The sequence below is a fragment of the Pseudomonas sp. DVZ6 genome, assembly GCF_024259445.1.
Taxonomy (GTDB): Bacteria; Pseudomonadota; Gammaproteobacteria; order Pseudomonadales; family Pseudomonadaceae; genus Aquipseudomonas; species Aquipseudomonas peradeniyensis.
Map to the genome: position 1 here is coordinate 243,372 of NZ_JANCLM010000001.1, position 23,869 is coordinate 267,240.

Genomic DNA, 23,869 nt, shown 5'->3' on the forward strand with positions numbered 1-23,869 from the left:
AGCGATTGCCTTCATCTTGTGTTTCAAGCCTACCGGATTGGATCGATCGAATGACTGACACCCGTAACGGCGAGGACAACGGCAAATTGCTCTACTGCTCTTTCTGCGGCAAAAGCCAGCATGAAGTGCGTAAATTGATTGCCGGCCCCTCGGTATTTATTTGCGACGAGTGCGTCGACCTGTGCAATGACATCATCCGTGAGGAGGTGCAGGAAGCCCAGGCCGAGAGCAACGCGCACAAGTTACCCTCGCCGAAAGAAATCAGCGGAATCCTGGACCAGTACGTCATTGGTCAGGAGCGCGCGAAAAAGGTGCTGGCAGTAGCGGTGTACAACCACTACAAGCGCCTGAACCAGCGTGACAAGAAGGGCGACGAAGTCGAACTGGGCAAAAGCAACATCCTGCTGATCGGGCCGACCGGCTCGGGCAAGACGCTGCTCGCCGAGACGCTCGCGCGCCTGCTGAACGTACCGTTCACCATTGCCGACGCCACCACCCTGACCGAAGCCGGTTATGTCGGTGAGGACGTCGAGAACATCATTCAGAAACTGCTGCAGAAGTGCGACTACGACGTGGAAAAGGCCCAGATGGGCATTGTCTACATCGACGAGATCGACAAGATCTCGCGCAAGTCGGACAACCCTTCCATCACCCGTGATGTCTCGGGCGAGGGCGTGCAGCAGGCGTTGCTGAAGCTGATCGAAGGCACCGTGGCCTCCGTGCCGCCGCAAGGGGGCCGCAAGCACCCGCAACAGGAATTCCTGCAGGTCGACACCCGCAATATCCTGTTCATCTGCGGTGGCGCCTTCTCGGGCCTGGAAAAGGTCATCCAGAACCGCTCGACCAAAGGCGGCATCGGCTTCAGTGCCGAAGTGCGCAGCAAGGAAGAGGGCAAGAAGGTCGGCGAGTCGCTGCGTGAGGTCGAGCCGGACGATCTGGTCAAGTTCGGCCTGATTCCGGAGTTTGTCGGCCGCTTGCCGGTGCTGGCGACCCTGGACGAGCTGGACGAGGCTGCGCTGATGCAGATCCTCACCGAGCCGAAGAACGCGCTGACCAAGCAGTACGCCAGGCTGTTCGAGATGGAAGACGTCGACCTCGAGTTCCGCAGCGATGCGCTCAAGGCCGTGGCACGCAAGGCTCTGGAGCGCAAGACTGGCGCCCGCGGCCTGCGTTCGATTCTCGAGGGCGTGCTGCTCGACACCATGTATGAGATTCCTTCGCAGAAGGATGTCAGCAAGGTGGTGATCGACGAGAGCGTCATCGAAGGCTCGTCGCAGCCGCTGCTCATCTACGAGAACAGCGAGCCGCAAGCCAAGGCCGCCCCCGACGCCTGATCGGGCAAGGGGCAGCACGCAAGAAGGGGCCTTTCAGGCCCCTTTTTGCATTTCATGGCCTGGGCGCTTGTAATTTCCCAGGGCTGCCCCCACATTAGCCCCAAGCACCATTTCCAACGGTTTCCGGCCACCAAGGCCGCTGTAGAGGCGAAATCATGAAGACCACCCTCGACTTGCCTCTTTTGCCATTGCGTGACGTCGTCGTCTATCCGCACATGGTCATCCCACTGTTCGTGGGGCGTGAGAAGTCTATCGAGGCCCTCGAGGCCGCGATGACGGGCGAGAAGCAGATCCTCCTGCTGGCCCAGAAGAATCCGGCCGACGATGATCCGGGCGAAGACGCCCTGTATCGCGTGGGCACCGTCGCCACCGTGCTGCAACTGCTCAAGCTGCCCGATGGCACCGTCAAGGTGCTGGTCGAGGGTGAGCAGCGCGGCGCCGTGGAGCGTTTCAACGAAGTCGACGGCCATATCCGCGCCGAAGTCAGCCTGATCGACGAAACCGAGACCGCCGAGCGCGAGTCCGAAGTGTTCGTGCGTACCTTGCTGTCGCAGTTCGAGCAGTACGTGCAGCTGGGCAAGAAGGTCCCCGCCGAAGTGCTGTCCTCGCTCAACAGCATCGAGGAGCCGGGTCGCCTGGTCGACACCATGGCCGCGCACATGGCGCTGAAGATCGAGCAGAAGCAGGAGATCCTCGAGATTGTCGACCTGCAGGCTCGTGTCGAGCACGTGCTCGCGTTGCTGGACGCCGAGATCGATCTGCTGCAGGTCGAGAAGCGCATCCGTGGTCGGGTCAAGAAGCAGATGGAGCGCAGCCAGCGCGAGTACTACCTGAATGAGCAGATGAAGGCCATTCAGAAGGAGCTCGGCGATGGCGACGAAGGCCACAACGAAGTCGAGGAGCTGAAGAAGCGCATCGACGCCGCCGGCCTGCCGAAAGACGCCCTGGCCAAGGCCCAGGCCGAGCTGAACAAGCTCAAGCAGATGTCGCCGATGTCGGCCGAGGCCACCGTGGTGCGTTCGTACCTCGACTGGCTGGTGCAGGTGCCGTGGAAGGCCCAGAGCAAGGTGCGCCTGGACCTGGCCAAGGCCGAGGAAATCCTCGATGCCGACCACTACGGCCTGGAAGAGGTCAAGGAACGCATCCTCGAGTACCTCGCCGTACAGAAACGCGTGAAGAAGATCCGTGGCCCGGTGCTGTGCCTGGTCGGCCCGCCCGGCGTGGGCAAGACCTCGCTGGCCGAGTCGATCGCCGCCGCCACCAACCGCAAGTTCGTGCGCATGGCCCTGGGCGGCGTGCGTGACGAGGCCGAGATCCGTGGCCACCGTCGCACCTACATCGGTTCGATGCCCGGTCGTCTGATTCAGAAAATGACCAAGGTCGGTGTACGCAATCCGCTGTTCCTGCTCGACGAGATCGACAAGATGGGCAGCGACATGCGCGGCGATCCGGCCTCGGCGTTGCTGGAGGTGCTCGACCCCGAGCAGAACCACAACTTCAACGACCACTACCTGGAAGTCGACTACGACCTCTCGGACGTGATGTTCCTGTGCACCTCGAACTCGATGAACATCCCGCCGGCGCTGCTCGACCGCATGGAAGTCATCCGTCTGCCGGGTTACACCGAGGACGAGAAGATCAACATCGCGGTCAAGTACCTGGTGCCCAAGCAGGTCAAGGCCAACGGCCTGAAGAAGGACGAGCTGGAGGTCGATGTTTCGGCCATCCGCGATATCATCCGTTACTACACCCGCGAAGCCGGCGTGCGTGGCCTGGAGCGCCAGATCGCCAAGGTCTGCCGCAAGGTGGTCAAGGAGCACACCGGGGCCAAGCAGGTGAAGGTCAAGGTCAGCGGCGAGCAGCTCGAGCAGCTGCTGGGGGTGCGCAAGTTCCGCTACGGCCTGGCCGAGCAGCAGGACCAGATCGGCCAGGTCACGGGCCTGGCCTGGACCCAGGTGGGCGGCGAACTGCTGACCATCGAGGCCGTGGTCATCCCGGGCAAGGGCCAGTTGATCAAGACCGGCTCGCTCGGCGACGTCATGGTCGAGTCGATCACCGCCGCGCAGACGGTGGTGCGCAGCCGTGCCCAGAGCCTGGGGATCGCCGCAGACTTCCACGAGAAGCGCGACGTTCACATCCACATGCCCGAAGGCGCCACGCCCAAGGATGGCCCGAGCGCCGGTATCGGCATGTGCACCGCGCTGGTGTCGGCCCTGACCCAGATCCCGGTACGCGCCGACGTGGCGATGACCGGTGAGATCACCTTGCGCGGCCAGGTCCTGGCCATCGGTGGCCTCAAGGAAAAACTGCTGGCGGCACACCGCGGCGGGATCAAGACGGTGATCATTCCAGAGGAGAATGTTCGCGATCTGAAGGAGATTCCGGAAAATATCAAACAGGATCTTCAGATCAAACCGGTCAAATGGATTGACGAAGTCCTCCAAATTGCGCTGCAATACGCCCCGGAGCCCTTGCCAGATGTGGCTCCGGAGATTGTCGCGAAAGATGAGAAGCGCGACGGCGATGCTAAGGAAAGAATCAGCACGCACTAGTACGTATTTCGCTGGGGGGCTTTGGTTGACAGCATTTTCGGCCCCTTGCTATAAAACGGCACGCCAGTGTCAACAGGCCACCCAGCGCTCGTTTCATTAAGCTTTTCATTACATACTTAGAAACAAACTCAATAGAGAAATAAGGGGACTTAGAGTGAACAAGTCGGAACTGATTGACGCTATCGCCGCATCTGCTGACATCCCGAAAGCTGTAGCCGGCCGTGCGCTGGACGCAGTCATCGAATCCGTCACCGGCGCCCTGAAGCAAGGTGACGATGTGGTACTGGTTGGCTTCGGTACCTTCTCGGTCAAGGAGCGCGCCGAGCGCACCGGCCGCAACCCGCAAACCGGCAAGGCGATCAAGATCGCTGCCGCCAAGGTTCCAGGCTTCAAGGCTGGCAAGGGCCTGAAAGACGCCGTCAACTAAGTCGTCTTTCAGCCGGCCCGGCATCGTCAGGGCCGACCGCGTGACGGCGGGTCGCAAACGTTCCCGCTGGCACGCTCGCTTCGAAAAGGCGCATCCACTGGATGCGCCTTTCTTCTATCAGGATTCTACCCACGCTCCGCGGTTGTCGACGCAGTGGTACAGCCGTTTCTGGGGGACGCATGCTGCAGAATATCAGGGACAATTCACAAGGTTGGATTGCCAAGACCATCATCGGCCTAATCGTCGTGTTGATGGCGTTGACCGGCTTCGAGGCCATTTTCCAGGCCGCCAGCCATAGCCAGGACGCCGCCAAGGTGAACGGCCAGACCATCAGCCAGAACGAGCTGAGCCAGGCCGTGGACATGCAGCGCCGCCAGCTGATGCAACAGCTGGGCAAGGATTTCGACCCTGCGCTGCTGGACGAGAAGATGCTGCGCGAAGCAGCGCTCAAGGGGCTGATCGATCGCAAGCTGCTGTTGCAGGGTGCCGAAGACGCCAAGTTCGCTTTTTCCGAGGCCGCGCTGGATCAGCTGATCCTGCAGACACCTGAATTCCAGGTCGATGGCAAGTTCAGCGCCGAGCGCTTCGACTCGGTCATCCGCCAGATGGGCTACGGCCGCATGCAGTTCCGCGAGATGCTCGCCCAGGAAATGCTGATCGGCCAGCTGCGCACCGGCCTTGCCGGCAGCAGCTTCGTCACCGACAAGCAGGTCGAGGCCTTCGCCCGCCTCGAGAAGCAGACCCGCGATTTCGCTTCACAGACCTTCAAGGCCGACCCGGCCGCGGTCAAGGTGAGCGATGACGAGGTCAAGGCGCACTACGACCAGCACGCCAAGGAATTCATGACCCCGGATCAGGTGGTCATCGACTACCTCGAGCTGAAGAAGTCGGCCTTCTTCGACCAGGTCAAGGTCGACGACGGCGAGCTCAAGGCCCTGTACGAGAAGGAGATCGCCAACCTGGGCGAGCAGCGCCATGCCGCGCACATCCTGATCGAGGTCAACGACAAGACCGACGATGCCAAGGCCAAGGCCCGCATCGAAGAGATCCAGCAGCGCCTGGACAAGGGTGAGGACTTCGCCAAGCTGGCCAAGGAATTCTCCCAGGATCCGGGTTCGGCCAACACCGGTGGCGACCTCGGCTTCGCCGGCCCTGGCGTGTACGACCCGGCCTTCGAGGACGCGCTGTACAAGCTGAACAAGGACCAGGTGTCCGCACCGGTACGCACCGAGTTCGGCTACCACCTGATCAAGCTGCTGGGCGTGCAGGCGCCGGATGTGCCGAGCTTCGCCAGCCTGAAGGACAAGCTGACCCACGAGCTGAAGACCCAGCAGGTGGAGCAGCGCTTCGTCGAGGCCACCAAGCAGCTCGAGGACACCGCCTTCGAAGCCTCCGACCTGGCCCAGCCGGCCCAGGACCTGGGCCTGAAGGTGCACACTTCGGCGGCCTTCGGTCGCGAGGGCGGCGAAGGCATCACCGCCAACCGCGCGGTGATCCAGGCCGCGTTCGGCGAGCAGGTGCTGGAAGAGGGCGCCAACAGCAACGCCATCGAGCTGGATCCGGAGACCGTGGTGGTACTGCGCGTCAAGGAACACCGCAAGCCTGAGCAACTGCCGCTGGAGGCCGTGGCCAAGAACATCAGCGAGCACCTGGCCAAGGAGAAGGCGATTGCCGAACTCAAGGCCAAGGCCGACAAGCTGATCGCCGGTCTGCGTGAGGGTTCGGCCAAGGCCGAAGGCCAGGGCTGGAAAGTCCACGAAGCGGTCACCCGCGGCCAGGACGGTATCGACCCGGCCGAGCTGCAGGCGGTGTTCCGCCTCGGCAAGCCTGCGGCCAAGGACAAGCCGGTCTACGGCAGCGTGGTCCTGGGCGACGGCAGCCTGGTGGTCCTTCAGCTCAAGGGCGTCAACGAAGGCGCCGCCGCCACCGACGAAGAGAAGGCGCAGATCCGTCGCTACCTCGCTTCGCGTGCCGGTTCGCAGGACTTCGCGGCCTATCGCAAGCTGCTTGAAGGCAGTGCCGACATCACGCGCTACTGAGTGGTGCGCTGATCACGAAACAGGCCGCGTATGCGGCCTGTTTCGTTTCCGATGTTCGGAACGCTCTGCTGCCTCCTCTCTCTCCCTCTGTAGGAGCGGCCTTGTGCCGCGAAAGGGGCGCGAAGCGGCCCCAGGATTTCAGCGTTGACGCTGCAATCGCCGGGGCTGCTGCGCAGCCCTTTCGCCGCACAAGGCCGCTCCTACAGGGATCGCGCGCGTAGCTACCGCCGAACCCCCTCATAATTGTCCAGCGTATCCCGCGCAACCTCCCGCCCCAGGGCGATCAGCTCCGGCGCCTTGTAGAACTCGAAGAACCGGCACACGCGCTTGGGCACGTTGATCAGTATGTCCGGCGGGTAGCCGGCGATCTTGTACTGGGCCAATGACGTCTGCATCACCTCGAAGCTCTGGTTGATCAGGTCGAGCAGGGACGCGGGGCCGACGTTGTCGACGATGAACGAACCCGTGGCCGATTTCGGCGCCCCCTCGCTCTGCGGCGCGGCCGCCGGCTGCTGGCCCTCGGGGGCGGCGCTTTCAGCGAGCCACGGGTTGGGGCTGGCCAGCCCCTCGGCGGTGATTTCCTGCTCCAGGCGGATCAGCTGTTCGGCCGGCTTGCGGCGAAACGGCAGGCGCGAGCCGAGCGAACTGATCAAGGCATCGAAGCGCATCTTGAATGCCGCCGGGCGCTCGATCACCGGCAGTTGGTATTGCTTCTGGTTGGTGGCGTTGAGGTTGACGGCGATGATCAGGTCACAGTGGCTGGACACCACCGGCACGATCGGCAGCGGGTTGAGGATGCCGCCATCGACCAGCGTGCGGTTGCCTTGCACCACCGGGGTGAACAGGCTGGGAATGGCCGCCGAGGCGCGCATGGCCTGGTGCAGGCAGCCCTCCTGGAACCAGATCTCCTGCTGGTTGGTCAGGTCGGTGGCGACCGCCGTGTAGGGGATGCGCAATTGCTCGATGTTGATTTCGCCAACGATCTTGCGGATCTGCCCGAACACCTTGTCGCCACGGATCGCCCCCAGGCGGAAGCTGACGTCCACCAGGCGCAGCACGTCGAGGTAGTCCAGGCTCTCGATCCAGCTGCGGTATTCGTCGAGTTTGCCGGCGGCGTAGATGCCGCCGATCACCGCGCCCATCGAGCAGCCGGCGATGCAGCCGATCTCATAGCCGCGTCGTTCGATTTCCTCGATCACGCCGATGTGCGCGTATCCCCGGGCACCACCGGAGCCCAGCACCAATGCCACGCGTTTGCCCATGACCTTTTCCCCCGCCGCTGTGCCACCATGGTCCAACAATGCACCCATTACCACCTGTGCTTCAATGTAGTCCGCGCTGGACTACGCTGAGCAGGGCACTTTTCGTTTGCTTTGCCGTCGAACGGCCACCTTAGTTTTTCACCCTCGAGGTATTACCGATGAAAGCCTGGATCACCCTTCCTCTGATTGCCCTGGCCCTGGCCGGCTGCGCGGGCAAGACGGCCTATCGCGACAGTTGCGCGACCCAGCTCGATGCCGCCTGGAAGGAACTGGACCTGGCCAAGGCCGAAGGCTTTGCCGGCACCGTGAGTTACTCCAAGGCGCTGTCGTTGTTGACCGGCGCCAAGACCCAGCAGCAGTTCGAAGGCTTCGAGGGCTGTACCCGCAAGGCCGAGAAGGCCCGTTTCTATATTCGTGAATCCCGCGCCGGGCGTTGACCGAGGAGCTGCCCATGTCCGCCATGCTCGATCATGTGGTCGGCCAGATCCTTGCCCTGCAGGTGCGCCTGCTGGCTTGCCGCGAGCGCCTGGCCGCCGACACCGACCGCGAGGCGTTGCACGACCTGCGCATCACCTTGCGGCGTCTGCGCAGCCTGCTGCGGCCGTTGCGTGGCCTGCCGGGCGTCGAGCAGCTCGAACAGTCGGCCGGAGCGTTGGGCACCCTGACTACGCCGCTGCGAGACCGCGAGGTGCTGGCGGCGCAGTTGACTCATCGCGGGCACATACAGGCAGGCGAGCGGCGCCAGGAGGGCAGGGCGCGCACCTATGCCGGTGTTGCGGCCAGCGCCCAGCTCAACCGCGTGCTGGCGATTCTCGATGCGTTTCCGATGTTCCTGCGTGCCGCCGGCCGTGAAGGGCTGGCGGCGAAGCTGGAGCAGCGCATCGACAAGCGCCTGCACAAGCAATGGCACAAGCTGCAGACGGCCCTGGCGGATCCTGCCCACGACCGCCACCGCCTGCGCCTGCTGATCAAGCGGGTGCGCTATGGCGACCAGGCCTACCCGCAACTCGAACACGCCGGCAACAAGCTGCAGCGCCTGCTCAAGGCGGCCCAGGGCGACCTGGGCGACTGGCACGACCGCGTGCAGTGGTTGCTGCAGGTGCGCGAGCACAGCGACCTGCTCGGCTGCAAGGTGGCCTGGGAGCATGAGCTGCATGCCGCCGAGGCACGCTCCGACCTCACCCTCGAAGCACTGCAAAAGGCCCTGGCGCGCCGTTAGTCCCGGCAAATGACCGATATGCGGGCTGTGGCTGGCGTGATCGCTGGTTACTATCGGTTTTTTTGGCGCAGGAGCCCTGGCACATGAACTTCACAGAATTGCTGGCAGCCGCCCGCGCGCACCCCGAGGCAATCAGCGTGCCCGCCGGCTGGGCCCAGGGGCGCGCGGTGTTCGGCGGCCTGATGGCGGCGATGGTGCACGAAGCGATGCGCCAGAAGCTGGGCGACGACCGCCCGGTGCGTTCGCTGGCCATCACCTTCGTCGGCCCGGCGGCGCCGGATGTGCCGATCAGTCTGGAGGTCGAGGTGCTGCGCGAGGGCAAGGCGGTCAGCACCTTGCTGGGGCGCGCCGTGCAGGATGGCCAGGTGGTGACGCTGGTGCAGGGCAGCTTCGGTGCCGGTCGCCCTTCCGTGGTGGCGGTCGACGCGCCCACCGCGATGCCGATGAAGCCGCTGCAGGAGGCAGCGCCGGAGTTGCCCTTTATCAAGGGCATTACACCGCAGTTCATGCAGCACGTGGCGTTTCGCTGGGCGGTGGGCGGCCTGCCGTTCAGTGGCAACGACTCGCGCCATATGGGTGGTTGGGTGCGCCTGCGCGATGCCGCCGAGGAGCCGGTCGGGGTGGCGCACCTGCTGGCATTGGTCGATGCCTGGCCGCCCAGCCTGCTGCCGTATCTCAAGCAGCCCGCCGCTGGCAGCACGCTGACCTGGACCATCGAGTTCGTGCAGCCCACGCCGCAGCTGTCGACCCTCGACTGGTGCCGCTATGTGGTCGAGACCGAGTATGCCCGTGATGGCTATGGGCATGCGGCCGCGGCGTTGTGGACGGCAGAGGGCGAGTTGCTGGCGTTGAGCCGGCAGACGGTGACTGTGTTCGCCTGAGCCATCTTCGTCAAGCCAATCGCGGGGCAAGCCCGCTCCCACGCCGCCCTGTGGCGCTTGTGGGAGATCGCCTAGCCTGGCGCGCAGGGTACAGAGTTCCAGCGTGGGAGCGGGCTTGCCCCGCGATGTATTTCAGTCAGTGGCGATGCTTGTGTCGCTCGCGCCAGGCCCGCCACCAGGCACCGCTCAGCACGAAGCGCGGGAAGGTGATGAACTGCTCGGTGAGCAGGCGTTGCACGGCGTCCTTGCGGCCACTGAACGGCTCGGGCTGCTCGGCTTCCAGGCGGTGCCCCTGGCGTTGCAGACCCAGCCCGGCCACCAGGGCGATGATGCCCACGGCGATCTGCGACAGGTCCAGCCCGAACAGCCCCGACAGCACCAGCAGCGCGCCAAGGATGAACAGCGGCACGGCGATCAGGTGCAGCACCAGGTTGGCGGGGTGGCGATGGTTATGGTGGTAGCCGCGCCATTGCCAGGCGGGCAGGTTGGGCAGTCGCTTGCTCATGGACAGATCCTCTGGGGCCTGTCCAAAGCTTAGTGCGGCCCCCGGGCGGGGGCCAATCGAGGCTGGCTATGGTGGCCATAGCCGGCGCGGGTCACAGCTTGAGCTGGCCGATCGCCTTGTTCAGCTCGCCGGCGAGGGTCGCCAGTTCACTGCTGGTGGTGGCCGAGCCCACGGTCTGCTGCACGGTCTCCTCGGTCACGTCGCGGATACTGACCACGGCGCGGTTCATCTCCTCGGCCACCTGGCTCTGCTGCTCGGCGGCCACGGCGATCTGGGTGTTGCTTTCGCGCATCTGCGCCACGGCGCTGGTGATTTCGGCGAGGGCCTCGCCGGCTTCGCGGGCCTGCTTGACGCAATCGTCGGCCTTGTACGAGCTTTCCTGCATGAAATCCACCGCGTCGCGGGTACCGGCCTGCAGGTCGGCAACCATGGTGGTGATCTCGTCGGTGGAGGTCTGCACGCGCTTGGCCAGGTTGCGCACCTCATCGGCGACCACGGCGAAGCCGCGGCCCAGGTCGCCGGCCCGGGCCGCCTCGATGGCGGCGTTGAGGGCGAGCAGGTTGGTCTGTTCGGCGATGCTGTGGATGACCCCGACCACACCGTTGATCTTCTGGCTGTCATCGGCCAGCTGGCGGATCATCTCGGCGGTCTGCTGCACGCCGCTGGAGAGCCCGGCAATCGAGTCCTGCACGCGGCTGACCACGGCCTGGCCGCTGCCGGCCAGGGTGTCGGCGGTCTGCGACAGGTCGCGGGTGGCGCCGGCATGCTGGGCGATGTGGTGGACGGTGGCGGTCATCTCGTTGATCGCGGTGGCCGCCTGGTCGGTCTCGCTCTGCTGGCCGATCATGCCGTGGCGCACCTCGTCCATGCTGCCGGCCAGGCGCGCGGCACCGGAGTCCAGCTGCGCGGCGGTGCGCGCCACGGTGCTGACCACGCGGTGGTAGGTGGTCTGCATGGCGTTGAACGCGCCGGCCATCTGCCCGACTTCGTCGCCGCAGGCCAGTGGCACCCGGGCCGAGAGGTCGCCGGTCTTCTCCACGTGCAGCATCACGTCCTTGAGGGTGTTGAGCTGGCTGAGCAGGAAACGGATCAACAACTGCGAGGCGCAGAGCATCGCCAGCATCAGGATCAGCACGCACACGGCGTAGTTGCTGAAGCGGTCGAAATAGACCTGGCGCAGGCTCGGCGACTGGGCGATCAACGCAAGCTGCTGATCCCCCCGGCGCAGCACCTGGGCGCCGCGCAGCGGGTTGTCGCCGAGGATCCAGGCACCGGGCAGCTCGACCCAGCCCTGGCCGTCGCGCAGGGCTTCGAGGGGTTCGCCGGCGAACTGTGGTGTCTGGCCATTGCGCCAGGTGATCAGGTTGGCCTGGGCGGGCAGGGCCTGCCCGGCGGGCCAGGCCGCCAGCAGTTCGGCCTGGGCCTGGACTTTGGCCTGGGCGCCAGTCGCGCGGGCCTGCTGCTCCAGGTATACCGCGTAGAGCACCAGCATCAGGGTGGTGACGAAGGCCACGGCATTGACGGCCCAGAACTTGTATTTGAGGGAAACGTTGCTAAGCCAGGCACCCATGGTAGGTCTTCTCTGAGTTGGCGGAAACATTATTGGCAAGGTGCCATCATTGTGCCCGCCAAGGCCAGGGGCCTTGTTGATATGCGTCAAGAAACCCCAGGCAGGCCAAAGAACGCGCGGGCGCAGGCGCTGGTGTGGGCGGCGGTGTGCGCTGCGGCTTCATGGCGATGCAGGGCCACCTCGCGCAGCACCTCGGGCAGGAAGGCCGGCTCGTTACGGCCATTCTTCGGCTTGGGCCGCAGGCTGCGGGGCAGCAGGTAGGGCGCGTCGCTTTCGAGCATCAGGCGGCCCTCGGGGATGTTGCCGACCAGGGGATGCAGGTGGGTGCCGCGGCGCTCGTCGCAGATCCAGCCGGTGATGCCGATGTGCAGGTCCAGGTCGAGGTAGGCGAACAGCGCCTGGCGCTCGCCGGTGAAGCAGTGCACCACGGCGGCGGGCAACTGGTCGCGGTAGTCCTTGAGGATTGCCAGCAGGCGCTCGCTGGCCTCTCGCTCGTGGAGGAACACCGGCAGGCGCAGTTCGACCGCCAGTGCCAACTGCGCTTCCAGGGCTTTTTCCTGGGCCGGACGCGGGGAAAAGTCGCGATTGAAGTCCAGGCCGCATTCGCCCACGGCCACCACCCGTGGCTGGGCGAGCAGTTCGCGCAGCTGGCGTTCGCTGCCGCTGCTCCAGTGGCTGGCGTCGTGAGGGTGCACCCCGGCGGTGCTGAACAGGCGCTGGCCAGGTTCGTCCAGGCGCTGGCACAGTTCCAGGGCCTCGGTGCTGACGTCCAGGCTGGTGCCGGTAAGGACCATCTGTGCCACGCCGGCCTCCACGGCGCGCTCGACGATGGCGGCCTGCTGGTCGTGGAAACTGCTGTTGGTCAGGTTGACGCCGATATCGATCAGTTGCATGGTGCTACCTCGTGCCGCGGGGCGGCCAGCATAGCAAAAACCGGGATATCGAGAAAAAACCAAGAACTTCAAACGTTTGCCGTGGTCTGTTGCGGTCATTTATCACGGATCGATCACAGCACATGGTGCCCGCCAACCGCTCTCGGACCCTTATCCCCATGTTGCGAACCTTTTTGACTTGCCTGTTGCTGTCCGGGCCGCTGGCCGCCGTGCCGGCCGCTGCCGGCGAAGCCGGGCCGCAACAGCATGTGCCGGCCAGCCAGGCGCGTGACCTGGCGCAGATCCGTTCGAGCAAGGTGCTGCGGGTGCTGGTCAACCAGAGCCGCAACAGCTCCGGCGAGGTCAAGGGTGAGCCGGTAGGGGTCGAGTACTACCGCTTGCGCGCCCTGGAGCATGCCCTCAATGCCCGGGTCGCCGACGGCCAGGAAATCACCCTGAAGATCATCCCCCGCGCCAAGGAGCAGCTGCTTGCGGCATTGCAGCGCGGCGAGGGCGATCTTGCCGCCCCCGGCGAGCTGCTCGACCCGAGCGTGGTGCGCGGAGTTGGCGTCAGTGCCCCGGTGGTCGACCAGGTGCCGCTGCAACTGGTCGGGCGCAAGGGCGAGCGCGGCTACAGCCGCCCCGAGCAGTTGTCCGGGCGCACCGTCGCCCTGACCACCGCCAGTGCCGCGGGCGCGGCGATCCAGGCGATCAACCAGCAGCTGGCCCTGCGCAAGCGGGCACCGATCAAGGTGGAATGGGTCGACCCGACGCTGGCGGTGGAGGATGTGCTGGAGATGGTCCAGGCCGGCATCTACCCGTTGACCGTGGTGGAGCGGCCGATCGCCCAGCGCTGGGCGCGGGTGATGCCGCGCCTGCGGGTGGACAGCAAGCTGCAGCTGGCCCCGCCCCAGGCCATGCGCTGGTATGTGCGCCAGGACGCGCCGATGCTGCAGGCGGCGGTGGATCGCTTTCTCGCCACCTACCGCGCGCCGGACAACCAGGACGCGGCCTTCGAACGCATCTACCGGCGCCAGTACCGGGTGCACAACCCGCTGGCTCGACAGGATCGCCAGCGCCTGGAGTCGGTGCGCCCGGTGCTGCAGAAGCACGGTGGCGATCAGCAGTTCGACTGGCTGAATCTGGCCGCCCTGGCGTTCAAGGAGTCGACCCTCGACCCCAAGGCACGCGGCACCGGTGGCGCCCACGGGCTGATGCAGATCACCCCGTCGGCGGCCCAGCGGGTGGGGGTGAGTAACACCGCCACGGTGGACGGCAATGTCCAGGCCAGCGCCCGCTACCTGGCACTGATCCGCCGCAAGTTCTTCGCCAGCCCGCAGCTCAACGAGCGCGAGCGCATGGCCTTCATCCTGGCCGCCTACAACCTCGGGCCGGAGCGGGTCCAGGCCATGCGTGCCGAAGCACGGCGGCGTGGGCTCAATGGCAACCAGTGGTTCTTCCAGACCGAGCGCATCGCCATGGAGCAGGTGGGCATGGGGCCGGTGAACTTCGTCAACAGCGTCAACAAGTACTTCCTCGCGTTCAACCGAGAGCGGGCTTCCCTGGAGCGTGTGGCGAAGCGCTAGATAAATCTAATTACTCGATAGAATTTACGCGATTATTGCGATTTTCTTATTCGATGATTTGATTAAGATGGCGCTCATCCAACACACACCTGCTCAAACAAGGAAGCAAACATGAATCACTCCCTCAATGCCCTGTTCACCACCCGCGCCGGTTATGGCCTGAGCGTCGTGCGTATCCTGGTCGGCATCATCTTCATGGCCCATGGCGCGCAGAAACTGTTCGGCCTGTTCGGTGGCTACGGCCTGGAAGGCACCGGCCAGTGGATGGAAAGCATCGGCCTGGCCCCAGGCTACCTGATGGCCCTGCTGTCCGGCAGCGCCGAGTTCTTCGGCGGCCTGGCCCTGGTGGTCGGCCTGCTGGCCCGCCCGGCGGCGCTGGCACTGAGCGTGACCCTGGTGGTGGCGATCTTCTCGGTGCATATCGGCAACGGGCTGTTCATGTCCAACAACGGCTACGAGTTCGCCCTGGCGCTGATGGCCGGTACCGTGGCGGTGCTGATCGAGGGCGCCGGTCGCCTGTCGCTGGACCGCCTGATCGCACGCTGATCGTCAATCGCGGGGCCAGCCCGCTCCCACGAAGCTTGTGGGAGCGGGCTGGCCCCGCGATTGCTTTTGCACAAGCGCTTGTAACTTCATGCGTCTGCCTCTAGCATACCGATTGCGCCGATTTAAACAGCTACTTGCGGGGCGCAGGAGAGGCCCCGACGGGTCATCCGAAATACCGCTAAAGCGCTGGTTCGGTGACGCCTCCCACCGCTGCCCAGCGGGAACAGCGAGGCGGAGAGAGACTCCATGAGTTGCCCACGTACCAGTGTCTGCTTGACCCCCCTGGCCAAGAACCAGGCTTCCCGTACCCCGCGCATCCTGCTCGGCGGCCAGCATCAACCCACGCTTTTGCGCAATCTCGATGGCTTTTCCCGACGCAAGGGCCAGGCCTGTGCCTTCCTCATCCAGTTCTCCGACAGCTGTGAACAGCTCGACCAGTACGGCAACGACCGCTTCGACCTGGCTGTGATCCAGGCGCCCGCAGCAGAAGAGGCCGCCGAGGTCATCGGCCAGCTCACCCGCATTGCCCGCCAGGGGTTGATCACCCGCCGTTGAGCGGCGTGTCGCGTCCAGCCTTTTTTCGCTAAGCTCGGTCTCCCGGTGGGCGCCTGTCGCCCGCTGCGGATGCACTGAGGAGACAGTCGTTGAGCACCAACATCATCACCATTGAAGGCCATGCTGCGCTGAAGCAGGAGCTTGACCACCTGTGGCGGGTCTATCGCCCGGAAATCACCCAGAAGGTCACCTGGGCGGCATCGCTGGGCGATCGCAGCGAGAACGCCGACTACCAGTACAACAAGAAGCTGCTGCGCGAGATCGACCGCCGCGTGCGCTACCTGCGCAAGCGCCTGGAAGACGTCAAGGTGGTCGAGTACTCGCCTCAACAGGAAGGCAAGGTGTTCTTCGGTGCCTGGGTGGAGATCGAGAACGATGACGGCGAGCAGCTGCGCTTTCGCATCGTTGGCTATGACGAGATCCACGGGCGCAACGACTACATCTCCATCGACTCACCAATGGCCCGGGCCCTGCTAAAGAAGGGGGAGGGTGACGAAGTGCTGGTGCACACGCCCACGGGCGAGGCGACCTGGTATGTGAACAGCATCCGCTACAACCTCTAGCTGGCGACTCCTGTAGGAGCGGCCTTGCGCCGCGAAAGGGCTGCGAAGCGGCCCCGGGATATCAGCATCAAGGCAACGATCGCTGGGGCCGCTACGCAGCCCTTTCGCGGCGCGAGGCCGCTCCTACAGGGGGAAGCGTAAGCCTCCGAATATTCACCCCTCGCGCAACACCGCCAACGGGCTGGCATTGAGCGCGCGACGCGTGCCGATCACCCCGGCTGCGCCCACCAGCACCGCCCCGGCCAGCGGCAGCGCCAGCAGCCACGGATGCGGTGCCCAGTGCAGGTCGAAGGCGTAGCGGTACAGCGCCCAGGTGATCAGCTCGCATCCCAGTGCCGCCAGCACACCGCTGGCCGCGCCGAGCAGGCCGAACTCGATGCGCCGCGCCTTGACCAGCAACGGGCGCGCCGCCCCCAGCGCCCGCAGCAGGGCACCCTGGCGGATGCGCTCGTCGAGGGTCGCCTGCAGGCCGGCAAACAGCACCGCCAGCCCCGCCGCCAGCACGAACAGCAGCACATACTCCACCGCCAGGGTGACCTGGGCGAGGATGCTGCGCAGCTGCGCCAGCAGCGCGTCGACCTGCAGCACGGTCACCGCCGGGAAGGCCCGGGACAGGGCGACGATCTCCTGGTCGTGGCCCGGCGCCAGGTAGAAGCTGGTGAGGTAGGTGGTGGGCAGGCCTTGCAGGGTGCCCGGCTGGAAGATCATGTAGAAGTTGGGCTGGAAGCTGTCCCAGTGCACGCTGCGCAGGCTGCTGACCCGGGCCTGGCGCTGCTGGCCGCCGATGTCGAAGGTCAGCAGGTCGCCTAGTTGCAGGTGCAGGCTCTGCGCCAGCTCCGCTTCCACGGAAACCCCGGGGACTTCATCACCGGCGGGCGCCTGCTGCCACCATTGGCCGGCGCTCAGGGCATTGCCCTGGGGCAGTTCGGCGGCCCAGGTCAGGCTGAGATCGCGCTGGATGGCGCGCTCGCCGGTGGACTCCTTGCTGACCAGCTGGCGCACCGGCTGCTCGTTGATATGGGTCAGGCGGCCGGGAATCACCGGGTACAGCGGCGCGGCGCTGGCGTTGATCTGGGCCAGGCGCTCGGCGAACGGCTGGCGCTCGTCGGGCAGGATGTTCAGGGCGAAATGGTTGGGCGCATCCTTGGGCAACTGCGCCTGCCAGGTGTCGAGCAGTTCCGCGCGCAGCAGGGCGACCAGGCCCATCGCCAGGAGGATCAGGCCGAAGGCCAGGGCCTGGCCGGCGGCGGCCAGCGGGTGGCGTAGCAGTTGCCCGAGCCCCAGGCGCCAGGCCAGCGGTGCGCCGCCCAGCAACCGGCGCAGGCTGCGCAGGCCGAGCAACAGCAATCCACCCAGCAGCAAGGCGGCGATCAGCCCGCCGCCGAGCAGGGCGAAGGTCAGCAGCAGGTCCAGGCTCAGGCGCCACATGATCAGACCCAGGGCGAGCAGGGCGGCGCCATACACCAGCCAGCTGCTCGGTGGCAGCGGCAGCAGGTCGCGGCGCAGCACACGCAGCGGCGGCACGCGACCAAGGGCCGCCAGCGGCGGCAGGGCGAAGCCGGCCAGGGCCACCAGCCCGGTGCCGATGCCGGCCAGCGCCGGGGTGAGTCCGCCGGGTGGCACCTGGCTGGGCAGCAGGCCTTCGAGCAGGCGGAACAGCCCCAGCTGCGCCAGCCAGCCGAGCAGGGCGCCGGCCAGCGCGGCGACGACGCCGAGCATGGCCAGTTGCAGGCTGTAGAGGCCGAGGGCCTGGTGCCGGGATAGTCCCAGGCAGCGCAACAGGGCGCTGGCGTCCAGGCGCCGCGCGGCGTAGCGGCTGGCCGACAGGGCCACGGCGACGCCAGCCAGCAGCACCGCCACCAGGCTGGCCATGTTCAGGTAGCGCTCGGCCTTGCCCAGGGCGCCGCCGATCTGCCGGTTGCCGTCGCGGGTGTCGAGCAGGCGCTGATTGGCTGCCAGGCTTTGTTCCGCTGTCTGCCGGTACTGTTGCAGGGCATCGATATCGCCGCGCCACAGGTCGCGGTAGCTGACCCGGCTGCCGGGCTGGATCACCCCCGTGGCGTCGAGGTCGGCGAGGTTCATCAGCACCCGTGGCGTCAGGCTGTAGAAATTGTTGGCGCGGTCGGGCTCGTAGGTCAGCACGCGGCTCATGCGCAGGGTCTTCATGCCCACGTCGATGCTGTCGCCGATGGCCAGGCCCAGCGCCGCGAGCAGGCGCGGCTCGACCCAGGCTTCGCCCGGCGCGGGGCCGCCACCAGGTGTTTCCTCGGCGTAGGGCGCCGCCGCGCTGCGCAACTGGCCGCGCAGGGGGTAGGCGGGGTCGGCGGCCTTGATGCTGGACAGCTGGATGCCGTTGTCGGCGCCGACCACGCTGGTGAATTCCACCACCCGCGCATGGCTCAGGCCCAGCGCCGTGCCGTCGGCGATCTGCTGCGCGCTGGGCGGGGCGCTGCCCTGCAGGACCAGGTCGGCGCCGAGGAACTCGCTGGCGCGCAACTGCATGGCGCCGTTGAGGCGGGCGCCAAAGTAGCCGATGGCGGTACTGGCCGCCACCGCCACCAGCAAGGCGAAGAACAGCACGCGTACTTCGCTGGCGCGGGCATCGCGCAGCAACTGGCGCAGGGCCAGGACACACAGTCGCGGGAACGATAGGCGGGTCATCAGGGCTCCAGGGGCGCCACCAGGCGACCGGCATCCAGACGGATCAGGCGACGGCAGCGCTTGGCCAGGCGCTCGTCGTGGGTCACCAGCACCAGGGTGGTGCCGCGCTCCTGGTTCAGCTCGAACAACAGGTCGCTGATGCGCTCGCCGGTGTGGCTGTCGAGGTTGCCGGTGGGCTCGTCGGCGAACAGCACCGCCGGCTGCGCGGCGAAGGCGCGGGCGATTGCCACCCGCTGCTGCTCGCCGCCGGAGAGCTGGCGCGGGGTATGGCTCAAGCGCTTGCCCAGGCCGACCCGCTCGAGCAGGTCGCGGGCGTGTTCGCGGGCATCGCGCCGACCGTCCAGCTCCAGCGGCAGCATGACGTTCTCCAGGGAGTTGAGGCTGTCGAGCAACTGGAACGACTGGAACACGAAGCCCACGTGCTCGGCGCGCACCCGGGCACGCTGGTCCTCGTCGAGGAGGCCGAGGTCGTGGCCGGCGAGGATCACCTTGCCGGCGCTGGGCCGGTCGAGCCCGGCGAGCAGCCCCAGCAGCGTGGACTTGCCGGAGCCGGAGGCGCCGACGATGGCCAGGCTGTCGCCCTGGGCGAGGTCGAGGGAGAGGGCGTGGAGGATGGTCAGGTCGCCTTCCGCGCTGGGGACCACTTTGCTAAGGTTCTGCGCAACGAGAATGCTGGGGCCCATGGAGAATCCGATGCGAATGTGGTGGTTGAGTGCCGGCCTGGCCCTGTGTTGCCTGGCCCAGGGCGCGGCGGCGGGAACGCTGCTGGTTGTCGGCGATAGTATCAGCGCCGGTTTTGGCCTGGATACCCGCCAGGGGTGGGTCAACCTGCTGCAACAGCAGTTGAAGAAAGAGGGTTTCGACGACCAGGTGGTCAATGCCTCGATCAGTGGCGACACCAGCGCAGGTGGCCAGGCGCGGCTGCCGGCGCTGCTTGCGGCGCACAAGCCGGACCTGGTGGTGCTGGAGCTGGGAGGCAACGATGGCCTGCGCGGCCAGCCGCCGCAACAATTGCAACAGAATCTTGCCGCGATGATCGATCAGTCTCGCCAGGCCGGTGCCAAGGTGGTGCTGCTGGGCATGCGCCTGCCGCCGAACTATGGCGTGCGCTACACCACGGCATTCGCCCAGGTCTATGAACAGCTGGCCGCCGATAAAAAGGTGCCGCTGGTGCCGTTCTTCCTCGAAGGCGTGGGCGGGGTGCCGGAGCTGATGCAGGCCGATGGCATCCACCCGGCTGCGACCGCCCAGCAGCGCCTGCTGGAAAATGCCTGGCCGGCGATAAAACCCTTGCTGTGACGCTTTTATCGGGGGCCGCTTTCGGCTAATGTTGCGCCCCCCGTTTCGAGTGCCCCCGATGCCGCGCCCCGCCTGGTCCCTGTACGCCTATCAACTGATCGAGCCCGATGAGCAGCTCGACCTGTTTGCCTGCCAGGAAGTGCGCATCCACCTGGCCGCCCGCCAGCTCGAGCTGGGCGTGCCGGTCGACCGTACCTTGTGCGGTGGCCTGCTCCCGGCGCAGCCGCGCTGGTCGGGTGTGGAGCGGGCGATCTACCGCGACGAGCGCCTGTGCCCGCTGTGCCGGGCGATCCTCGATGCCCAGCGGCGCGGCATGCGCCCGGTGTGGCCGGAACTCTGAGCGCCTTTCATCATCTGAAACGCTTGCGCCTCCCGCTCGTTTGGGCGCGGGTGTACAATCGTTGTCTTGACTGATCTTTCGAAGGATTTCCCGGATGTTGCCGCGCTTTCCCGCCGTCACCCGTAGCCTGACCCTGGCCGCCCTGCTGGCGACAGGCCCCGCTGTTGCGCTGGAACTGCCGTTGCCAGCTCCCGGTGAAGACGTCGTCGGCCAGGTCCATACCATCAAGGCCAAGTACGAGGACACCTTCGCCGACATCGGCACCGCCAACGACCTCGGCTACCTCGAGATGATAGCCGCCAACCCGGGCGTCGACCCCTGGCTGCCGGGCGCCGGTACCGAAATCGTCCTGCCGACCCGCTACATCCTGCCGCCGGGCCCGCGTGAAGGCATCGTCATCAACCTGGCCGAATATCGCCTGTACTACTACCCGAAAGGGCAGAACGTGGTGCACACCTTCCCGCTGGGTATTGGTCGCGAGGGCTGGGGTTCGCCGATCGCCAACACCAAGATTACCGCCAAGACGCCGAACCCGACCTGGACCCCGCCAGCCTCGATTCGCGCCGAGCACGCCGCCGATGGCGACATCCTGCCGACGGTGGTGCCAGCAGGGCCGGACAATCCGCTGGGGCCGTTCAAGTTCACCCTGGGTGTACCGGGCTACCTGATCCACGGCTCGAACAAGAAGTTCGGCATCGGCATGCGCACCAGTCACGGTTGCTTCCGCATGCTCAACAACAACGTGCTGACCTTGTCGAAGATGGTTCCGGTGGGTACCCCGGTGCGCATCATCAACGAGCCGTACAAGTTCGGCATCAGTGCCGGCAAGGTCTATCTCGAGGCGCATACACCGCTGGACGACCACGGCAATCCGTCGGTGGTCGACAAGCACACCGCGGTCATCAATGCGTTGCTCAAGCGTGAAGACCTGGCCAACAACTTGCGCATGAACTGGGACATGGTTCGCGATGTGGTGGCGGCCGAAGACGGCATGCCGGTCGAGATCGCCGTGCCAACCAATGGTGCAAGCGCGCCGATGGTGTCGAGCATTCCGCCAGAACTGCAGTAAGCGATTGCCCGCTGGCAACTAGCGGGGCACTTTGGGGCCGCCTTGCGGCCCATCGCGGGACAAGCCCGCTCCTACAGGTACGGTAAACGCCATGCCTTTAGGCATAGGCTTGTCCCGGGGTGGGTCGCCAGGCGGCCCCAGTTGTTTGGGCGGCATCACCTGGCTTTTTTGCAGGCAATAAAAAAGCCGACCCACAAGTGGGTCGGCTCCATAACAATCCGTGAGGATTATTACTTGCGGCTGGCTTTGTCCAGCATACGCAGAGCGCGCTCGTTGGCTTCGTCAGCGGTCTGCTGAGCCTTCTGAGCAGCTGCCAGAGCGTCGTCAGCTTTGCGGTAGGCTTCGTCTGCACGAGCCTGGGCGCGAGCTGCTGCGTCTTCGGTAGCAGTCAGGCGAGCTTCGGTTTCTTTGGATACGCTGCTGCAACCGGTAGCCAGAACTGCGGCCAGAGCCAGAGCAGAGAATTTCAGAACGTTGTTCATCGTGTTCCCCTTCAAGGACTTTCTATTAAATAGCCATCTCTCGGAAAAGAGAAACTGGCCGGCGTACATAGTACCCATTACTTGTAGTAAGTAAACTGACTGAGCGCAAGAACTGCAAAAAAAATGCTGTGGACGGCCCCGGCGACGGGGTTTGTAAACAAAGTGTGAAAATCCTGGCCAGCCTTCGCAAGCGATTGTAGTACAGGAACTTTTTTGTTGAACTAAGGGTGACTTTAACTGTCGACCGGCGTCTTAGCCCTTGAACATCCGGTTGCTGTTGCCGGGCCTCGGGCGGATGGCTGTCAGCATTTTCATTCTGCACAGCTTGAGCATTCTCGCTGGTGCCGCCTACTATTTGAGGGGGCCATCGATGCAGAACGATCCCGGTCGCGCTGCTGTCGAAGGGGCAACAGGTGGCGTAGGCTTTGTGCGAAAAGTCGCCGAGCGGCGATCAGGCAAGGCGAAAACAGGCGAGGAACGATCGGAGTCGCGCTCGACTTTACGGGTTGTAAATGAGCATTCCGAGCCTGTTTTCAACGCAGCATGATCGTCGCGCAGGCACTTTTCGCGCAAAGCCTGGAGGTTCCTCCGCCGGATAAACCATATCGGTAAGGTAAGGGTCTGCCGACAAGACCTGCGAGGAGTAGTGATGAGCGAAACGCTGACCATCCACCATGACCAGGCCGGTCATCAGTTCGAGACCACCGTGGACGGTCACCGGGCCTATCTGACGTACATGGACCTGGGCAAGCAGACGCTGGACATCTATCGCACCTTCGTCCCCAACGCCCTGCGCGGTCGCGGGATCGCCGCCGCGCTCACCGAGAGGGCGCTGGAGTACGCCGAGCAGATGGGCTACACGGTGATCCCGTCCTGCTCCTACGTCGAGCGCTACATGGAGCGTCAGCAGCGGCATTCGAGCAAGGCCTGACACGGCACACATGAAAACGCCGGGCATTGCCCGGCGTTTTCGTTTGCACGTCTTTTAGCCGCGCTGGCGCTTGGGCAGTACATCCTTGAGCTTGGCATGCATGCTGCGCAGGGTCTTCTCGGTGGCCGCCCAGTCGATGCAGGCATCGGTGACGGACACGCCGTACTGCAGTTCGTCGAGGTTTTTCGGAATCGCCTGGCAGCCCCAGTTCAGGTGGCTCTCGACCATCAGGCCGATGATCGACTGGTTGCCTTCGAGGATCTGGTTGGCGACGTTCTCCATGACCAGCGGCTGCAGGGCCGGGTCCTTGTTGGAGTTGGCGTGGCTGCAGTCGACCATGATGTTGGGCTTGATCTTGGCCTTGACCAGGTCCTGCTCGCACAGGGCGACGCTGACCGAATCGTAGTTGGGCTTGCCGTTGCCGCCGCGCAGCACCACGTGGCCATAGGCGTTGCCCTTGGTGGTGACGATGGACACGCCGCCTTCCTGGTTGATGCCCAGGAATCGGTGCGGCTTGGACACCGACTGCAGGGCGTTGATGGCCACGGTCAGGCCGCCATCGGTGCCGTTCTTGAAGCCGACCGCCGAGGACAGGCCCGAGGCCATCTCGCGGTGGGTCTGGGATTCGGTGGTGCGGGCGCCGATGGCCGACCAGCTGATCAGGTCCTGCAGGTACTGCGGGGAGATCGGGTCGAGCGCTTCGGTGGCGGTGGGCAGGCCCTTCTCGGCCAGGTCCAGCAGCAGTTGGCGACCGATGTGCAGGCCGTCCTGGATCTTGAACGAGTCGTCCAGGTACGGGTCATTGATCAGGCCTTTCCAGCCGACGGTGGTCCGCGGCTTCTCGAAGTACACGCGCATGACCAGGTACAGGGTGTCGGAGACTTCCTCGGCCAGCACCTTCAGGCGCTCGGCGTACTCGTGGGCGGCCTTGATGTCGTGGATCGAGCAGGGGCCGACCACCACGAACAGGCGATGATCCTTGCCGTCGAGGATGTTGCGCACCACTTCACGGCCGGCAGTCACGGTCTGCAGGGCCTTGGCGCTGAGGGGGATTTCCTTCTTGAGCTGATCGGGGGTGATCAAGGTCTCGTTGGAGGCAACGTTAAGGTCATCGATCGGTAAATCAGCCATCGTGTTACTCGTCAGGTCACGGGTGCCGGCCGCCAGCGATCCCCG

General features: G+C 65.2%; 24 protein-coding genes. 16 read left to right on the forward strand and 8 right to left on the reverse strand.

What is annotated here, in order from left to right; all coding sequences use genetic code 11:
- Positions 1–50: 50 nt before the first annotated feature.
- The 4 genes from clpX (at position 51) to NMG10_RS01075 (ending at position 6,352) form a co-directional block, all read left to right on the forward strand.
- The gene (gene clpX, locus NMG10_RS01060; protein WP_050705049.1) at positions 51–1,334 is read left to right on the forward strand and encodes an ATP-dependent Clp protease ATP-binding subunit ClpX; all 1,284 of its coding nucleotides are present in this window, start codon (positions 51–53) and stop codon (positions 1,332–1,334) included.
- Positions 1,335–1,489: 155 nt separating this feature from the next.
- On the forward strand, positions 1,490–3,886 hold the full coding sequence (lon, locus tag NMG10_RS01065; protein ID WP_203647382.1) for an endopeptidase La: 2,397 nt from the start codon (positions 1,490–1,492) through the stop codon (positions 3,884–3,886).
- A 154-nt stretch (positions 3,887–4,040) separates the two neighbouring features.
- The gene (gene hupB, locus NMG10_RS01070) at positions 4,041–4,313 is read left to right on the forward strand and encodes a nucleoid-associated protein HU-beta (RefSeq protein ID WP_011533117.1); all 273 of its coding nucleotides are present in this window, start codon (positions 4,041–4,043) and stop codon (positions 4,311–4,313) included.
- 179 nt (positions 4,314–4,492) lie between these two features.
- Positions 4,493–6,352, forward strand: a complete 1,860-nt coding sequence (locus NMG10_RS01075; RefSeq protein ID WP_186716079.1) for a SurA N-terminal domain-containing protein — start codon at positions 4,493–4,495, stop codon at positions 6,350–6,352.
- A gap of 221 nt (positions 6,353–6,573) precedes the next feature.
- On the opposite strand, the gene NMG10_RS01080 is transcribed toward NMG10_RS01075, so the two are convergent.
- On the reverse strand, positions 6,574–7,614 hold the full coding sequence (locus NMG10_RS01080) for a patatin-like phospholipase family protein (protein ID WP_254463502.1): 1,041 nt from the start codon (positions 7,612–7,614) through the stop codon (positions 6,574–6,576).
- Between the two features lie 158 nt (positions 7,615–7,772).
- On the opposite strand from NMG10_RS01080, the gene NMG10_RS01085 reads away from it, so the two are divergent.
- From NMG10_RS01085 to NMG10_RS01095, 3 genes are all read left to right on the forward strand, one after another.
- Positions 7,773–8,051, forward strand: a complete 279-nt coding sequence (locus tag NMG10_RS01085) for a hypothetical protein (RefSeq protein WP_046854892.1) — start codon at positions 7,773–7,775, stop codon at positions 8,049–8,051.
- 14 nt (positions 8,052–8,065) lie between these two features.
- Positions 8,066–8,833: a CHAD domain-containing protein gene (locus tag NMG10_RS01090; protein ID WP_203647379.1), complete on the forward strand. Its 768-nt coding sequence runs from the start codon at positions 8,066–8,068 to the stop codon at positions 8,831–8,833.
- Positions 8,834–8,916: 83 nt separating this feature from the next.
- Positions 8,917–9,714 (forward strand): acyl-CoA thioesterase II, encoded by a 798-nt coding sequence (locus NMG10_RS01095; protein WP_203647378.1) that lies wholly within the window; start codon positions 8,917–8,919, stop codon positions 9,712–9,714.
- A 136-nt stretch (positions 9,715–9,850) separates the two neighbouring features.
- Here NMG10_RS01095 and NMG10_RS01100 read toward each other — a convergent pair whose 3' ends face one another.
- The 3 genes from NMG10_RS01100 to NMG10_RS01110 form a co-directional block, all read right to left on the reverse strand.
- Positions 9,851–10,219, reverse strand: a complete 369-nt coding sequence (locus NMG10_RS01100) for an Mpo1-like protein (protein ID WP_203647377.1) — start codon at positions 10,217–10,219, stop codon at positions 9,851–9,853.
- Between the two features lie 91 nt (positions 10,220–10,310).
- Entirely contained in the window at positions 10,311–11,789 is a 1,479-nt protein-coding gene (locus tag NMG10_RS01105) for a methyl-accepting chemotaxis protein (RefSeq protein ID WP_050705056.1), read from the reverse strand.
- 86 nt (positions 11,790–11,875) lie between these two features.
- Positions 11,876–12,682, reverse strand: a complete 807-nt coding sequence (locus NMG10_RS01110; RefSeq protein WP_254463504.1) for a TatD family hydrolase — start codon at positions 12,680–12,682, stop codon at positions 11,876–11,878.
- Between the two features lie 158 nt (positions 12,683–12,840).
- Between NMG10_RS01110 and NMG10_RS01115 the strand changes: the two genes are divergently transcribed.
- From NMG10_RS01115 to greB, 4 genes are all read left to right on the forward strand, one after another.
- On the forward strand, positions 12,841–14,247 hold the full coding sequence (locus NMG10_RS01115) for a transglycosylase SLT domain-containing protein (RefSeq protein WP_203647374.1): 1,407 nt from the start codon (positions 12,841–12,843) through the stop codon (positions 14,245–14,247).
- 111 nt (positions 14,248–14,358) lie between these two features.
- Positions 14,359–14,793, forward strand: coding sequence for a DoxX family protein (locus NMG10_RS01120; RefSeq protein ID WP_203647373.1), 435 nt, complete (start codon positions 14,359–14,361; stop codon positions 14,791–14,793).
- A gap of 246 nt (positions 14,794–15,039) precedes the next feature.
- The gene (locus NMG10_RS01125) at positions 15,040–15,348 is read left to right on the forward strand and encodes a hypothetical protein (RefSeq protein WP_050705060.1); all 309 of its coding nucleotides are present in this window, start codon (positions 15,040–15,042) and stop codon (positions 15,346–15,348) included.
- A gap of 89 nt (positions 15,349–15,437) precedes the next feature.
- Positions 15,438–15,911 carry a transcription elongation factor GreB gene (gene greB, locus NMG10_RS01130; protein WP_203647372.1) on the forward strand — a complete coding sequence of 158 codons (474 nt, stop codon included), beginning with the start codon at positions 15,438–15,440 and terminating at the stop codon, positions 15,909–15,911.
- Positions 15,912–16,064: 153 nt separating this feature from the next.
- On the opposite strand, the gene NMG10_RS01135 is transcribed toward greB, so the two are convergent.
- Positions 16,065–18,572, reverse strand: coding sequence for an ABC transporter permease (locus tag NMG10_RS01135; protein WP_254463506.1), 2,508 nt, complete (start codon positions 18,570–18,572; stop codon positions 16,065–16,067).
- Positions 18,572–19,255: an ABC transporter ATP-binding protein gene (locus tag NMG10_RS01140; protein WP_254463508.1), complete on the reverse strand. Its 684-nt coding sequence runs from the start codon at positions 19,253–19,255 to the stop codon at positions 18,572–18,574. Before NMG10_RS01140 ends, NMG10_RS01135 begins: the two co-directional genes overlap by 1 nt.
- A 10-nt stretch (positions 19,256–19,265) precedes the next feature.
- On the opposite strand from NMG10_RS01140, the gene NMG10_RS01145 reads away from it, so the two are divergent.
- The 3 genes from NMG10_RS01145 (at position 19,266) to NMG10_RS01155 (ending at position 21,280) form a co-directional block, all read left to right on the forward strand.
- Positions 19,266–19,871, forward strand: coding sequence for an arylesterase (locus tag NMG10_RS01145; RefSeq protein WP_203647369.1), 606 nt, complete (start codon positions 19,266–19,268; stop codon positions 19,869–19,871).
- Between the two features lie 58 nt (positions 19,872–19,929).
- Positions 19,930–20,211 carry a hypothetical protein gene (locus NMG10_RS01150; protein WP_028692618.1) on the forward strand — a complete coding sequence of 94 codons (282 nt, stop codon included), beginning with the start codon at positions 19,930–19,932 and terminating at the stop codon, positions 20,209–20,211.
- A gap of 94 nt (positions 20,212–20,305) precedes the next feature.
- Positions 20,306–21,280: a L,D-transpeptidase family protein gene (locus NMG10_RS01155; RefSeq protein WP_203647368.1), complete on the forward strand. Its 975-nt coding sequence runs from the start codon at positions 20,306–20,308 to the stop codon at positions 21,278–21,280.
- Between the two features lie 230 nt (positions 21,281–21,510).
- On the opposite strand, the gene oprI is transcribed toward NMG10_RS01155, so the two are convergent.
- Positions 21,511–21,762: an outer membrane lipoprotei OprI gene (gene oprI, locus NMG10_RS01160; protein ID WP_003259780.1), complete on the reverse strand. Its 252-nt coding sequence runs from the start codon at positions 21,760–21,762 to the stop codon at positions 21,511–21,513.
- Positions 21,763–22,021: 259 nt separating this feature from the next.
- On the opposite strand from oprI, the gene NMG10_RS01165 reads away from it, so the two are divergent.
- Entirely contained in the window at positions 22,022–22,309 is a 288-nt protein-coding gene (locus NMG10_RS01165) for a hypothetical protein (protein WP_203647367.1), read from the forward strand.
- A 102-nt stretch (positions 22,310–22,411) separates the two neighbouring features.
- Positions 22,412–22,693, forward strand: coding sequence for a GNAT family N-acetyltransferase (locus NMG10_RS01170; protein WP_203647366.1), 282 nt, complete (start codon positions 22,412–22,414; stop codon positions 22,691–22,693).
- Positions 22,694–22,747: 54 nt separating this feature from the next.
- Here the strand turns inward: NMG10_RS01170 and NMG10_RS01175 are convergent, their stop codons facing one another.
- On the reverse strand, positions 22,748–23,824 hold the full coding sequence (locus NMG10_RS01175; protein ID WP_028692615.1) for a 3-deoxy-7-phosphoheptulonate synthase: 1,077 nt from the start codon (positions 23,822–23,824) through the stop codon (positions 22,748–22,750).
- Positions 23,825–23,869 lie beyond the last annotated feature (45 nt).

Bases quoted from the DNA above. Each gene is read 5' to 3' on its own strand.
- clpX (WP_050705049.1), top strand. From the start codon at position 51: ATGACTGACACCCGTAACGGCGAGGACAACGGCAAATTGCTCTACTGC.
- lon (WP_203647382.1), top strand. From the start codon at position 1,490: ATGAAGACCACCCTCGACTTGCCTCTTTTGCCATTGCGTGACGTCGTC.
- NMG10_RS01075 (WP_186716079.1), top strand. From the start codon at position 4,493: ATGCTGCAGAATATCAGGGACAATTCACAAGGTTGGATTGCCAAGACC.
- NMG10_RS01080 (WP_254463502.1), bottom strand. From the start codon at position 7,614: ATGGGCAAACGCGTGGCATTGGTGCTGGGCTCCGGTGGTGCCCGGGGA.
- NMG10_RS01085 (WP_046854892.1), top strand. From the start codon at position 7,773: ATGAAAGCCTGGATCACCCTTCCTCTGATTGCCCTGGCCCTGGCCGGC.
- NMG10_RS01090 (WP_203647379.1), top strand. From the start codon at position 8,066: ATGTCCGCCATGCTCGATCATGTGGTCGGCCAGATCCTTGCCCTGCAG.
- NMG10_RS01095 (WP_203647378.1), top strand. From the start codon at position 8,917: ATGAACTTCACAGAATTGCTGGCAGCCGCCCGCGCGCACCCCGAGGCA.
- NMG10_RS01100 (WP_203647377.1), bottom strand. From the start codon at position 10,219: ATGAGCAAGCGACTGCCCAACCTGCCCGCCTGGCAATGGCGCGGCTAC.
- NMG10_RS01105 (WP_050705056.1), bottom strand. From the start codon at position 11,789: ATGGGTGCCTGGCTTAGCAACGTTTCCCTCAAATACAAGTTCTGGGCC.
- NMG10_RS01110 (WP_254463504.1), bottom strand. From the start codon at position 12,682: ATGCAACTGATCGATATCGGCGTCAACCTGACCAACAGCAGTTTCCAC.
- NMG10_RS01115 (WP_203647374.1), top strand. From the start codon at position 12,841: ATGTTGCGAACCTTTTTGACTTGCCTGTTGCTGTCCGGGCCGCTGGCC.
- NMG10_RS01120 (WP_203647373.1), top strand. From the start codon at position 14,359: ATGAATCACTCCCTCAATGCCCTGTTCACCACCCGCGCCGGTTATGGC.
- NMG10_RS01125 (WP_050705060.1), top strand. From the start codon at position 15,040: ATGAGTTGCCCACGTACCAGTGTCTGCTTGACCCCCCTGGCCAAGAAC.
- NMG10_RS01135 (WP_254463506.1), bottom strand. From the start codon at position 18,572: ATGACCCGCCTATCGTTCCCGCGACTGTGTGTCCTGGCCCTGCGCCAG.
- NMG10_RS01140 (WP_254463508.1), bottom strand. From the start codon at position 19,255: ATGGGCCCCAGCATTCTCGTTGCGCAGAACCTTAGCAAAGTGGTCCCC.
- NMG10_RS01145 (WP_203647369.1), top strand. From the start codon at position 19,266: ATGCGAATGTGGTGGTTGAGTGCCGGCCTGGCCCTGTGTTGCCTGGCC.
- NMG10_RS01150 (WP_028692618.1), top strand. From the start codon at position 19,930: ATGCCGCGCCCCGCCTGGTCCCTGTACGCCTATCAACTGATCGAGCCC.
- NMG10_RS01155 (WP_203647368.1), top strand. From the start codon at position 20,306: ATGTTGCCGCGCTTTCCCGCCGTCACCCGTAGCCTGACCCTGGCCGCC.
- oprI (WP_003259780.1), bottom strand. From the start codon at position 21,762: ATGAACAACGTTCTGAAATTCTCTGCTCTGGCTCTGGCCGCAGTTCTG.
- NMG10_RS01170 (WP_203647366.1), top strand. From the start codon at position 22,412: ATGAGCGAAACGCTGACCATCCACCATGACCAGGCCGGTCATCAGTTC.
- NMG10_RS01175 (WP_028692615.1), bottom strand. From the start codon at position 23,824: ATGGCTGATTTACCGATCGATGACCTTAACGTTGCCTCCAACGAGACC.